This window comes from Verrucomicrobiia bacterium, from assembly GCA_036268055.1.
GTDB lineage: Bacteria > Verrucomicrobiota > Verrucomicrobiia > Limisphaerales > Pedosphaeraceae > DATAUW01.
This window is the reverse complement of the sequence record DATAUW010000009.1, coordinates 101,036-114,587: the sequence shown is the minus strand read 5'-3', so window position 1 is coordinate 114,587 and position 13,552 is coordinate 101,036. Positions and strand designations below refer to the sequence as shown.

7 protein-coding genes are annotated in these 13,552 nt (G+C 53.4%); 5 read left to right on the top strand and 2 right to left on the bottom strand.

Features of this window, described 5'->3' with window-relative positions:
* Positions 1 to 103: 103 nt before the first annotated feature.
* The 3 genes from VH413_03650 (at position 104) to VH413_03640 (ending at position 5,522) form a co-directional block, all read left to right on the top strand.
* On the top strand, positions 104 to 2,395 hold the full coding sequence (locus tag VH413_03650; protein ID HEX3797771.1) for a histidine kinase: 2,292 nt from the start codon (positions 104 to 106) through the stop codon (positions 2,393 to 2,395).
* Between the two features lie 63 nt (positions 2,396 to 2,458).
* Positions 2,459 to 3,091, top strand: coding sequence for a response regulator transcription factor (locus VH413_03645; GenBank protein ID HEX3797770.1), 633 nt, complete (start codon positions 2,459 to 2,461; stop codon positions 3,089 to 3,091).
* A 94-nt stretch (positions 3,092 to 3,185) separates the two neighbouring features.
* On the top strand, positions 3,186 to 5,522 hold the full coding sequence (locus VH413_03640; GenBank protein HEX3797769.1) for a tetratricopeptide repeat protein: 2,337 nt from the start codon (positions 3,186 to 3,188) through the stop codon (positions 5,520 to 5,522).
* Here the strand turns inward: VH413_03640 and VH413_03635 are convergent, their stop codons facing one another.
* Positions 5,523 to 8,759, bottom strand: coding sequence for a cellulase family glycosylhydrolase (locus tag VH413_03635; protein ID HEX3797768.1), 3,237 nt, complete (start codon positions 8,757 to 8,759; stop codon positions 5,523 to 5,525). It abuts the gene before it with no gap.
* A 577-nt stretch (positions 8,760 to 9,336) separates the two neighbouring features.
* Here VH413_03635 and VH413_03630 point away from each other — a divergent pair.
* The gene (locus VH413_03630; protein ID HEX3797767.1) at positions 9,337 to 10,440 is read left to right on the top strand and encodes a glycoside hydrolase family 5 protein; all 1,104 of its coding nucleotides are present in this window, start codon (positions 9,337 to 9,339) and stop codon (positions 10,438 to 10,440) included.
* 84 nt (positions 10,441 to 10,524) lie between these two features.
* Positions 10,525 to 12,036: a TIGR03435 family protein gene (locus tag VH413_03625; GenBank protein ID HEX3797766.1), complete on the top strand. Its 1,512-nt coding sequence runs from the start codon at positions 10,525 to 10,527 to the stop codon at positions 12,034 to 12,036.
* A 24-nt stretch (positions 12,037 to 12,060) separates the two neighbouring features.
* Here the strand turns inward: VH413_03625 and VH413_03620 are convergent, their stop codons facing one another.
* Entirely contained in the window at positions 12,061 to 13,368 is a 1,308-nt protein-coding gene (locus VH413_03620) for a glycoside hydrolase family 2 TIM barrel-domain containing protein (protein ID HEX3797765.1), read from the bottom strand.
* Positions 13,369 to 13,552 lie beyond the last annotated feature (184 nt).

The window sequence follows — 13,552 nt, the reverse complement described above, 5'->3', positions numbered from 1 at the left end:
GGGCTCGCGTGGAACATGACATTAAGGTATCATTTGTAAAGATTGCGTCACCCCTCTTTCGGGGGGTGATTGCGCGAAGGATAATTTGCTGGACTTTTTGCCCATGATTTTATTAGCTTTTGTCATGATCCGAGTTGGCAAAGCCCGCCCAAACCCGGCTTTGCGGCTGGTCAAAACTATTTGCTCTCTCCCTGTTTTCGCCGTCCTGTTTTCTCAGGCAACCACCTTTGCCACGCCCGCCAATATTTCAACTGACACTGTCCTGACTAACGGCTCTCAGGTGCTCTCACTCTCGGCGGACGATGCCCAAAAAGGTGTCAGTGTTTACGTCACCGGAGTCGTCACGTCCGCCGAGCCAAGTTGGGGCGGGCGGTTTTTTGTGCAGGATTCCACTGGCGGTGTATTCGTGGAGAACATCAGCGAACATCAACCACAACCGGGCGATGTCGTCCAGGTTTCCGGTGTCAGCCATCCCGGTGCCTTTGCGCCCATCATCACGAAACCGCGCTGGGAAAAAATCGGTGTCGCGCCGCTGCCTCCGGCCAAGGACGTGCGCATCGAACAAGTCATGGCCGGCGTCGAGGATGGCCAGCGGGTGGAAGTCACCGGCGTCGTGCGCGATGTCGAAATCGGAACCGACCGGCTTGAGATCACGCTCGCTTCCGGTGGTTACCGCATGCGTGCTTATTTGCCGGTTCCGCCCGGCATCAATGCGAACAGCCTCATTGGCGATACCGTGCATGCGCGCGGAACCGCCGCCGCTTCTTACAACGCCAAACTTCGCCATTTGATCCGCGTCATATTATACGTGCCGCAAGTCTCCGATTTCATCGTTGAAAAATCCGAACTCACGAACCCTTTCAACGACCCGATTCTTCCGCTGAACAACATCGCGCAATACCGCAAGGACGGCACACCGGGCACGCGGGTCCATGTCAAAGGCGTCGTGACTTTCCAGCGTCTCGGCCAGGACGTTTTCCTGAATGATGGCAACGGCGGTTTGCATGTCAAAAGCCATGATACCAATGTCTTCGCGGTCGGTGACGTGATTGAGGCGGTTGGTTTTCCTGACCTGGAAAATTTTCTACCTGTGCTCGAGGATGCCGTGTTTCAAAAAACCGACGAGCCGCGGCAAATTCCCGAACCCCGGGCAGTTTCGGTCGCGCAAGTTCAGGCGGGCTTGCATCACGCCGAATTCATGGCCATACGTGGAAATGTGCTGGATCGCAATGTTCGCCTGATCCCTCAACCCAGGGGCGGTCCCTCTCGCTACAAAACCATTCTCCTGCTGCAAAGCGAAAATCTTTCTTTCACCGCGGAAGCGGAAACCTCGACCGAAGAATCCCAACTCTCCACGATCCCCATCGGCGGCCGCATCGAGGTTTCCGGCATTTGTTTGACCGAGAGTGGTGACGACGGACGTTTCAAATCCTTGCAGGTATTACTGCCGACCGACACAAGCTTTCGCGTTCTCAGCAAGCCAAGTTTGCTCACGCCGCGCAATCTGGGCATCGCACTCAGCATTTTTTCCATGGTCGCGGTCGCCGCGATCATTTGGACGATTGTCATCTCGCGCAAAAACGCCGAGCTGAGCGAATTGGTGCATGAGAAGGAAAAGGCAAAAATTGAATTGCAGAATGCCCACGATCAGCTGGAAGTGCGTGTGAAGGAACGCAGTGAACAATTAAAAATCCAGATCGCCGCCCGCAAAGAATCAGAGTTGCAATTCAAGGGCGGACTCGCAGAACGCACGCGTCTCGCGCAGGAACTTCACGACACGCTCGAGCAGACTCTGGCGAGCATCGCGCTGCAACTGGACACGACGGCCAAGCTTTTTCACAAAGACCTTGACGCCGCGAGTTATCATTTTGAATTGGCCCGGAACATTCTCGCGCAAAGCCAGGTGGACGTTCGCCGTTCCGTCTGGGATTTGCGTTCGCGCGCGCTGGAACAATTCGATTTGCGCGGCGCGTTGATCGCCAGCTGCAAACAAATCACTGATGGCACGCAAATCCACGCTGAGGTAAAAGCGGTCGGGCGGGTGCGTCCGCTGCCGGAAATCATCGAGGATAATTTATTGCGCATCGCGCAGGAAGCATTGACGAATGTGATCAAACATTCCGGCGCCAGCGAAATAGAAATCAGCCTCGATTATGGCCCGCAAACCGTCGCCCTGGAAATCGAGGATAACGGGCGCGGATTTTCCGTGGATGATTGCGTCGGGCCGCGCGAGGGGCATTTCGGATTACTCGGCATGTCCGAGCGCGCCCAGCGTCTTCGGGGAAAGGTGATGATTAATAGCGCGCCCGGTTCCGGCACCAATATCCGCGTGGAAATTCCCATCACCGTCGCCCAGGAATTGCAATGGTCGGAAACTGCCGAACTGCGAAGCTGATTTCCTGCGAAAACAGCGGCAAAATTATTTCACCCGCCAGATAATTTAGACGCGAATTTTTTGATGATGAAGAACGACGGAAAGATTCGAATTTTAGTCGCGGACGATCACGCATTGATCCGCATGGGCTTGGTGTCGCTCGTCAACACGGAGCCCGACATCACGGTCGTCGCCGAGGCGGCGGATGGACGTGAAGCCGTTGATCAATTTGTAAAATTCAGTCCCGACCTGGTACTGATGGACCTGCGCATGCCGAACAAAAATGGCATCGAAGCCACCATCGAGATCCGCAAAAAATCCGCAACAGCGCGAGTGCTGATGCTCTCAACTTTCGACGGTGATGAAGACATTCACCGGGCACTCCAAGCCGGTGCGCAGGGTTATGTGCTCAAAGGTTCGACCGGAGAAAATTTGATTCCCGCATTGCGGGCGGTCTTTGCGGGACAGCGATGGATTCCCAAAGAAGTTGCGACCCGTCTCGCGTCGCGCCGCTCATTCGAAGAGCTTACGCCGCGCGAAGTGGAGGTTCTGCAGGAACTGGCGAAAGGTCTCGCGAACAAGGAAATCGCCGATGTGCTCAACATCAGCGAAAACACGACCAAAGGGCATCTGAAAAATATCATCGGCAAATTGCGCGTCGCCGATCGCACCGAGGCCGTGACCGCTGCCATCCAGCGCGGCATCATCCACCTGTGACCACGCATCTGGAATCCGCTTGAAGCAAAAAAAGCATTCACGGAAAAAAGGCGCATCGCCTGACGATGTGCTATCGGAAAGACCAGCGCCCGGTTTGCCTCCGCTCAAACTGTCCAAACGCCAGCTTTGGCTGGGGCGATTGTTCATCGCGATTTTTATTCCGTTGCTTTTGCTCGGTGCGCTCGAGGTCGGGTTGCGCATTGCGAAGGTCGGATATCCCACGCGATTTTTCCTTCCTGTCGAAATTGCCAGGCGGCTCTTCTACGTTACAAACGAAAAATTTGGCTATCGCTTTTTTCCGCCAGCGCTTGCGCGTACGCCATTGCCGTTGCGAATGGCTGCCGATAAACCTGCGAATGAATATCGTATTTTTTTATTTGGTGAGTCCGCGGCGCAAGGCGATCCCGATCCGTCCTTCGGTGCGGGGCGCTATCTCGAAGTGCTCTTGCGCGAGCGTTATCCGGGCATGGATTTTCAAGTTGTTTGCGCGGCGATGACCGCGATCAATTCCCATGCCATCCTGCCCATCGCCCGCGAATGCGCCGGTCATCAGGGCGACCTGTGGATCGTTTACATGGGCAACAATGAAATGGTCGGCCCATTCGGTGCGGGGACCGTCTTCGGCCAGCGCGCGCCCTCGCTGGCCGCAGTGCGCACGGTGCTGGCGCTGAAAAAAACCAAGATTGGCCAGATGATCGAGGAGTCCGCGCGCAAATCCAGGAAAGCCGCCGCGACGCCGCAAGCATGGAGCGGGATGAACATGTTTCGCGACCACCAATTGCGTTACGACGACGCGAACCGTTTACGCACCTACGAAAATTTTCGCGGCAATCTCGTGGATATCCTTCGCGCGGGACGCAGTGCGGGCGTACCGGTGGTGCTCAGCACCGTTGGAAGCAATTTGAAAGACTGCGCGCCGTTCGCATCGCTGCATGCGCTTAAACTGACCAATGCGCAAAAAACCGAATGGGATAATTATTTTGGCGAAGGCACGGCGTTTGAAACCAACCAGGATTACCCATCCGCGCTGTCGGTGTACGCAAAGGCGGCGGCGCTCGATCCTGAATTTGCCGAGCTACAATTTCGCATGGGCCGCTGCCAACTCGCGTTGACGAACGCCACACAAGCGCTTCACGGTTTTGAAATGGCCCGCGATTACGATGCGCTCGCCTTTCGTGCGGACACCCGCATCAATCAAATCATCAAGGACGCCGCGAACGCGGACAAAAATGTCACGTTGGTGGATGCCGCAACAATCCTTGATCACGCGTCGCCGAACGGAATTTCCGGTCAGGAACTTTTCTACGAGCATGTGCATCTCGATTTTGAAGGAAATTATTTGCTCGCGCGCGCGTTTGCGGATGCGGTGGAAAAATCTCTTCCGCCCGCAATCGCAGCCAAGAAAAAAGGCAGCTGGGCATCCGAGGAAATGTGCGAACGCAGTTTAGCGGTCTCGCCGTGGGACCGCTGCCGATTGTGGGAGATGAATTATAGTCGCGTCTCCGAGCCGCCTTTCACCGAGCAGTTGAACGATGCGGCGCGGGCGCGGATGTACATGGCCAAGCTGAATGAATTGCGCGGTAGTTTGACCGGAGCGGCGGCGGATAATTCACGCGCCATGTATGCCGCAGCCGTTAAAGCGACGCCCGAAGACACTCTTCTCCACGAAAATTTTTCGCAATTCCTCGATGGCATCGGTGATTTGCCGCACGCGATTGACGAGCAGAAACTCGCCTGCGAATTGCTGCCGTGTTTTCCCGCGCCATTTTATAAAACCGGTCTGTTGCAGATGCGCGCGGGAAATGATTCGGCGGCGGCAACCTGCTTTTCCAACGCGCTTGCCTTGCGGGACGATTATGTGCCCGCGCTGAATGAACTAGCTTTGATCAAGGCGAATTCCGGCAGGACGAACGAGGCGGAAATACTTTTCGCGCGCGCGTTAAAATTAAATCCCGGATACGTGGACACCTATTTTAACTTCGGATTTGTCGAGCAGATGGAAGGGCGGTTGGACGATGCCATTGCGCAGTATCAAACCGCCGCGAAGATCCAGCCTGACGGTCCCGCTGTTTATTTTAGCCAGGCGGTAATCGAGGACGCGCAGCATCATCGCGACAACGCCATCAATTATTTTCATGCGGCCGTCACGATGTTTCCAATTTTCTGGCAGGCGCATTATTTACTTGGCGTGGAATTTGCGGCGCAGAACAAGATAGACGACGCGGCGGGCGAGTTTATGGCCGTGGTGCGCAGCCGTCCCGATTTTGCGCGCGGGCATTTGTATCTGGGCGTAGCGTTTGCGCGGCAAGGCAAACTAGACGATGCCATGAAGGAATTTCAGACGGTATTGCGGCTTGATCCTGGCAATGAATTGGTGAAGCAATACATCGGGCAGGTCAATGCAGCAAAGGCGCAAAACAAAGGCGGATGATCAAGGCGACTTGAGTCGGAAAAACTGCGTGCCTTCACCCATCAGTAAATCAATCACGTAATTCGAGCCTTGCAGCGTGGGCGTAATCTTAATCGGCGACCACATGGCTGACGGCGATAAATTAGTTGCTCCATAAAGCGAGAACCCGGGCGCTGACGATGGCCACGACAGATTGAGTTGGCCATTCGCGAGATTCGCCGATAACGCGGGCGCAGTGATGAGCACCGACGCCGAGCTGGAATTCGCGCTCTCGCCATTCGCGTTAACCGCGCTCACCATATAATAATAGGTCACACCAATAGGCGTTGGAGTATCCGTATAATTGGTTACGACAATATCGGAGGCAATCGTAGCATAAACGTCATTTTGCGAAGCGGCACGCTTGATATTGTAATTGACCGCCGCAAGCGAGGGTGACCACGCCAAATTTGCCGATAGGTTTTGCAACGTCGCGGTTAAATGAAACGGCGCTGCAGGTAATTGGCTGATCACGCTCAAGGAATTAAACGTCGAGGTATTCGTGAGCGTATTATTATGCGCCGTCACCGCCATGCCTACGAAAAGAGTTTGCGCCATCGAAATCGCCGCCGAGCCCACCTGTGTCCACGTGACGCCGTTGGAAGAAGTGGAACCTATAAAATTATTTCCATTGCGAACCAGCTTCACCCAATATGGCGCCGCCACGCTCGCCTGTCCGGTGGAAGTGCTCGCCGCGCCGGTAGTTGGACGCCACGTAAACAGCGCGCCGTTTTGCGCGGTCACGCACATGTAGGCATTGACGGAATCGGGATTGAGGCTTTCGCGCAGCATAATTCCCGCTTTCCCATACGGATCGGTGTTTTGCAAAGTCGCGACGCGCACGATGTTTGTGCAATCACCCGATACCGCGCGATACGCAAAATGAAACGTGTCTGCTTGCGTCCAAATATCCAAACCGGAACCGGTGACGCTATACGTCGAACCTGAAAAATTCGCCGCGCCCGTAAAACCCAAATCAGAAGCATCCCCGGTCCAAAGAATCGCCTGGCCAACATCCCCATCCATGAACGGCGAGGGCAGGGAAGTGGAATGCGGCGTGGCATTGACGACAATCGAGTTGGAACCTTCGCCGAAATTATTTACGGCGGAGATCGTATAGAAATATTTTTGTCCATTCGTCAAACCCGTGTCGAGATAGCCAAGCGAAGCGGTTGACGCAATCGTCGCGAACGGGCCGTCGCTGGCGCTGGCGCGTTTCACTTTGTAAGCCGATGCGTTTTCGGAGGCGACCCAGTTCAGAGAAACTTCGCCGTTGCCAGCATTGGCAATCACGCCATCGGCCAGGTTCGCAGGAAATCCTGATTGCGCGCCGATGATTTTTTCGCCCGTTGGGGGAACCGGCGGTCCGTTGACCGGAGAAAATTCCAGCCACGCCAAATCGTAACCGGGATTAACGACATTTACCTGCAATGCGACCGTTCCCGAATTCGTCACGACCAAATTGCTCATGACGTAGGTCGCATAAGCCGAGTAACTTCCCGTGGACGGCAGCGTCACTGTGCCGGATACATCATTGCTGCCGAATACGAGCAGGTGATTCGCTGCGTTGAGCTTGAGCAAACTCACATCTATTTGTCCGCCTGCTGCGCCGCCAGCATAACGAATATAAAGATCGTACGTGCCGGGCGTGCAAGTGACGGTGTGACGTTGCCATTCGCCTGCGTCATTCCAGCCGATTTTCAGCAACGTGCCAGGGTCAGTGCAACTCGTGGTGTCCACGCCGTCGTCACGGCCGAAAAATCCATTGTTCCAGGCCGTGCCGCCCGGGCCTTGATTCGCGGTGTCTTCGGAAACGGTATCCACATAAGCCACATTCGAGTCGCCCATGTCATAATCCACCGCAAAAATTTTCCCTGGAATTGTCACGCCGTTTTTATACGGCAATGCTGCCTGAGTAAAACCAGTGCCGACAAAAGGAATGACACTCGATCGCATGAGGCTGTCCACGATTTCCGGGTGCGCGATGCAATTTGTGAATTGCGCGGCTTGCGCATACGCGATGAGCCAGTTGTATGCGTTCGTCATCGAAGGTTTCGCCGAAGTGTTTCGCGATGCCCAATACGCCTTTAGAATATTCCACCCCGGCGTCTGCGGATTTTGGACGACGGTATAGTATTGGCTGGATTTGTAGGCCCAGAAACAATGGCCTTCGATGATGGTCGAAGTTTTTCCGTTCGAGGTAAGCTGCGTCGGATTTTCGTACGTTGTCGAAATGATGCGGTTGTACCAGCGCGTCGAGTTGATGCCGAATTCTCCAGCCCAATCAGGATAATTCGCACCAACCGCGGTCGAACGATTCCCTGTGCCCAGTGGCAGCGGACTTCCGTAATCGTGATCGGAGAAAGAAATGTTGTGGTAAGGATCCGTCCAACCCGTGTTATCCACGTCAAACAAAGTGCTCGCGTAAGCGTCGCCCTCACAAAGCAGCAGGTGATTCGTGTCCACGGCGCGAATGACTTTCACAAGATTGGAATACGTGTTGCTGAGAATCGGCGAGCCGACTTGGTTGCCACTGGCGCTGGTATTCACCGGCTCATTGAGCAGATCGTAGCCGCCGATCCAGGAGTTCGTCGCAAAATGCGCGGCAATGCGCTGCCAGATATGGCCCGCAAGCGCGAGATTCGGTGCGCTGGCAAACACGCTCGCGATATTCGTATTTGCAGTGCCACCATAATTCACCACGGCATAATTATTCGGACCGCCCGGCGGACAATGAAAATCCGGAATCACATAAATATTATTGGTCGCGCACCAGCCCACGAGGTTGTCGAGATATTTGAAGCCAGTATTAATGTCGAAACCGTTCGACGGATAATTATTCGCCCAGTTGGTCACTTGGAAGAATTCCTCGAAGTCAAACGGCACTCGCACGCTGTTGAAACCCTGGCTGTGCAGATAAACAATGTCATCCACGCTGATGTAATTTGTCCAATAAGCATCGAGGATTTGCCGGGTGAGGTTCGTGTTGCCATTCATCAAATCCAGGATCGCGGCGGCAAAGCCGTCGTAGTAATTATTGATGTTGCCCGTGCCGGTGCCGGCATTTCCGTAGGCGGCGAGGTTGAGATTGCCCATCATGTAGTACTCAGGCCAAAGCCAGCTCCCGAGGTTCACGCCGCGCAGTTCGATGGGATTATTTTGGTTATCGAGATTGGTGACGCCTTGCGTATGGAGAAAGCCCGCTGCGTGTCCTTCCATTATCAAAGCGCACAGCCAGACAATAAAAAACAGTCGCGCCATGTTTGCGGACACGGTAATCCTTAACCGGCACATTCGCCACCCCTCGAAAGGGTGGTGTTGCCACGAGCGCAAGGTCGTAACATTTTTGCGATCACTGGAAGGAAGCTAGTATTCCTCCGCCTGACTGCTATAATGAATTTTTTAACAGAGCGCAACCCGGATACGCCAGCGCGTGCGCGCCGTTGCGAATGGACAGAATTTCCAGTATGTCCCCTATATGGTAAGTTTTGTTTACGGTGATTCTCAAGAGCCCATAATGGTAGGAGACTTTGTGATGATAGATTGCCACCCAGGAATAATTACCGGTGTTTATTTGAAGGGAAGTGAAGAAGCCAAGGGTTGCGATTGTGAGGATACCGGTGCTTTAGCCGTCGTGATAAATGGACAATGCCCTCTTTTACTGCCTTTTGGGTGCGTTGCTATAATTTCAAAAGTTAGATCACCATAAAAGGACGCAGTAAGTTTAACTATTTTATTTTCGCTTCGCCGCGGTGAGATTTTTATTATTATGAATTATATGGATCGGCGGGATTTTTTGAAAACGGCAAGTATGGCAGGCATGGCATTATTGGCCCAGGCTTCGCTTGCGCCCGCACTCGCGCAGGACACAAAGCCCGTGCCGAAAAAATACTACGGTGTTAATCTCGGTGGCTGGCTGGTGCTGGAGCGCTGGATCACGCCGACACTTTATGACGGCGTGGATGCCGAGGATGAATACACCTTTTGCCAAAAGCTCGGCAAAGAAAAAGCCACGGCGCGTTTGCAAAAACATCGCGAGACGTGGATCACCGCTGACGATTTCAAATGGCTGGCCGCCCGCGGCATCAATTCGGTGCGGCTGCCTGTCGGTTACGCTGTGCTTGAAGAAAACGCGCCTTATATCAGCGCGCGTGACACGCTGGAATGGGCATTCAAGACGGCGAAAGAAAATGGCTTGAGTGTGTTACTCGATCTGCACGGCGTTCCGGGCAGCCAGAATGGCTGGGACCACAGCGGCAGGTCCGGCGAAATCGGCTGGCCGAAGAGCCAGGAAAATTACGATCACTCGTTGCGGATTATCGAAGGGTTGGCGGAGTTTTGTATGGGGCACGATAATTTGTTGGGCATCGAATTGGTCAACGAACCTAAGAAGGAAGTGCCGCTGGATTTTTTACAAAAATATTATCGCGCGGCGTATGCCATCGTGCGCAAACATATCCCGGAGGGGCAAGGTTCAGTCGTTATCCATGATGGATTCCGGCAGACGGTCTGGGGCGACACGCTGGTTGAACCGGATTATAAGAATGTGATTCTCGACACGCACATGTATCAATGCTTCGGCGACGAGGACAAAAAACGGGACATCGAGGAGCAGGTGGATTTCGCGGTAGTGCATCGTAAAACGCAGTTGGATGCGATGCGCGAAAAACATAGGTGCATCGTCGGTGAATGGTCCTGCGGTTTGCCGCCGCACACAACGCGCGCGATGAAAGGCCTGACGCAGGATGCTGGCATGCGTGCCTACGCCGCGGCCCAACTGCTAAGTTACGATACGACCGACGGTTGGTATTTCTGGACGTATCGTACTGAAGCGAGTGGGGGATGGAACTTCAGAAATTGCGTGGAGCGTGGGTGGATGCCGGAGAAATATAATGTTTGAAAAGCAATTTCCGTTGTTTTCGCCACAGAAAATTAGATTAAAATAAACTGTCACCTTTTCGCTATTGCGGCCATGAAATGATGAATGGCCGATAACGATATTGAACTGGTGCGAGAGTATGTTGCCCATCATTCCGATGAGGCATTTGAGACACTCGTATCCCGTTATCTGAATCTCGTGTATTCAACGGCGATTCGTCAAATAAACGATCCGCACCTGGCCGAGGAGATCACGCAAGCCGTTTTCATTATTCTGGCTCGCAAGGCGGCCTCACTCGGTTCCAAAACCATCCTTCCAAGCTGGCTGCATCGCGCCACCGTCTTTGCGGCTGCCGATGCCATAAAAACCCGATGGCGCTACGCGAAACGCCAGCAAGAGGCCTACATGCATTCGTTATTAAATGAACCGGAGAATGAAGCATGGCATCAAATTGCTCCGTTGCTAGACGAGGCAATCGCGAGCTTGAATGAAAAAGATCGGCGCACAATCGTGCTTCGATTTTTTCAGAACAGAAGCGTGCATGAAGTTGCGGTCGCGCTGGGAGCGAGTGAGAGTGCTGCCAAAAAGCGCATCGGTCGGGCTCTCGAAAAGCTGCGGACGACATTCGCCAAACGCGGGGTGATTTCCACGGCTACAATTATTGGAGGAGTAATTTCGACCAACTCTATTCAGGCCGCGTCTGCGTTATCAGCTAAAACCGTCACCGCAGCCGCGATTGCAAAAGGAGCGACGACCAGTATTACAACCTTAGCCTGCGTCGAAAAGGCACTGAAACTTATGATATGGACAAAGGTAAAAACCGCCATCGTCACTGGTGTGGGAGTTTTGCTTGCCGGCGGAGCAATCACTTTTACCGCCAAAGAGATTCACGAACACAGAACTTATGCGTGGCAAATAGCCCGTCCTAATGGCGAGGAAGGATTAAAGGCACTTAATAATACCTTTCCCCAGGTGGCGATCGTTCGTTCAAAATTCACGACGGTCAATAGCGCGACTTCGAGTCTGATTGATGACACAAAAAACAAGGAGCAATACCGGTTCATCGGCATACATGCCACGCCAAAGGAAATTATCATTCGAGCGTTTCAAGATGGCTTTCCTTTGCTGTCCGGCCAAATCGTTTGGCCTTCAAATATGCCCAATGGCTTTTATGATTACATCGCCAATTTGCCTGACAATTCACAAATGGCCCTCCAAGGCTTAATCAAGACTAAATTTGGCCTGGTCGGCGCATATGAAATGAGAGATACGGATGTCCTGGTGCTCAAGGTAAATTATCCCAACGCTCTTGGACTAAAGCCGACTGTCTCGGTGACCGCGGCCTCGCTCAAAACGCATGTAAATAATGGTCTGATTCATAATAAAAACACGCCAATGTCCAGATTGGCCGCCGACCTTGGATGGATCTTGCAAATTCCGGTAATTGATCAAACCGAGCTGAAAGGAAATTATGATTTCGATCTTCCCGAGAATTTGGGGAGCGCGTCGGATGAGAGACTTGAGAGTCTCAAACAATGGCTGCCCAGCCAGCTAGGGCTTGATCTTGTTCCTGATCGTGAGCCCGTTAAAATGCTTATCGTTCAGAAAGCAAAATAGATAATCGTTGCGATAGGATCATTGCTAGGGGGCAACATAGAACGGAATATTCGCATGCCCGGCGCGGCCGTGGCCGTCGGACACATAGACGAAGAGACGATACGCGCCGGGTTGCGCGGGGGTTTGAAGTTGGATTTCGCTCTTCGAAGAGTCGGCGATCAAATTCGGCAGGGGAACCGGCGTGGCTTCATGGTCGCCACCGACGGTTTTTTCAGAACTCTCCCGAAGCACTTCCCAGGAATAATTCAATGCGGCGGAACTTTTTGTCTCGGCAGCAATGCGCGCGGGATAAGTTTGCCCCGGCTTTAGATGAATATTTTGCGATGCGGTTTTGCCGGCGAGCCACGTGTCGTCAATGTGCGGCGCGCGTTCCTGCGGCCATTGGCCGGTCCAGTCGTATTGCAGGGAATCAACCGACGCGGTTTCCTCGCCTGATTTGAGAAAGACGCCGTACCAGGTCGGTGTGCGTTCCTGTTTCTGGCCCCACAAAAAAACGTACGAGCCCAGGCAATGTTTTGGGTCAGCGGCGATGGCTGTCTCGTAACGCATCTTGTATAAATCTCCTTTGACAGTGCTGTTGTTTTCCAGCGGCGCACCCCAATCCGTCTTGGGACTTTCCCAATGACCGGTCGCTCCCCATTCGGTCACGATGTACGGACCGTTCCAATCGGCGTCCTTGAGATGGTGCGGGAGATTGACGATATCGCCGTAAGTTTGGAACGCGAGCAGATCCAGATCGGGCGCGCGTTTCTTGAGTTCGGCGATGACCTCTGGATTGACGCCCGCGAGTGGCGTGGTGGTGAGATGATTAGGATCAATCTGGTGAATCATTTTTGAAATGCCATTCACGGCGTCCCACACTTTGGGGTTTTCGTAGTTCAAATTCAGTTCATTGCCAATCGCCCAGATGATCAACGCGGGATGATCTTTGTAACGCAAAACTTGACGCCGCGTGGCCTCGAGTTGACGCGCGACGGCTTGCGGATCGTTGTAATTAAAACCCTGGCGTTCGCGCCCGATGTCAAGACCGAGTGTGACGTAGAGGCCATTTTTCTGCGCGGTGTTGAGCAGTTGTTCGCCGCCGCGTGGCGACCAGGTGCGAAATGAATTGCCGCCATGCTCGGCAATTTTTTCGATGTCGGCGCGCTCGAGTCCGGCGCCCTTGATGTAAAAAGGTTTGCCGCCGACATAAAGTTGATAGGCATCGCCGGAATGGCGCATTTCCACTTTGGTTGGGCCGTTGGTGGCGGCGGTTTGCGAGTCGGCGGCAGCGCCAAAACAGAGCACGCAAAGGGCGGCAAAGAGGAGGGCGGATTTACGAGGCTTTGGCATATTGGCAAAAAATTGCGGTCAATGATGTTGCGGCGGAGACTAACTGGATGGTGATGTCAGAACCAGAACAAACCGTTGCCAAAACAAAATAATGTAGATAGGTATTGACGAGCAAGTAAAATTGTAATACAAACTATTACATAGTCACGTAGAACAAGTAACTGATTTGACGCAACTCAAAGTC

Bases quoted from the DNA above. Each gene is read 5' to 3' on its own strand.
- VH413_03625 (HEX3797766.1), top strand. From the start codon at position 10,525: ATGGCCGATAACGATATTGAACTGGTGCGAGAGTATGTTGCCCATCAT.
- VH413_03645 (HEX3797770.1), top strand. From the start codon at position 2,459: ATGATGAAGAACGACGGAAAGATTCGAATTTTAGTCGCGGACGATCAC.
- VH413_03620 (HEX3797765.1), bottom strand. From the start codon at position 13,368: ATGCCAAAGCCTCGTAAATCCGCCCTCCTCTTTGCCGCCCTTTGCGTG.
- VH413_03650 (HEX3797771.1), top strand. From the start codon at position 104: ATGATTTTATTAGCTTTTGTCATGATCCGAGTTGGCAAAGCCCGCCCA.
- VH413_03635 (HEX3797768.1), bottom strand. From the start codon at position 8,759: ATGGAAGGACACGCAGCGGGCTTTCTCCATACGCAAGGCGTCACCAAT.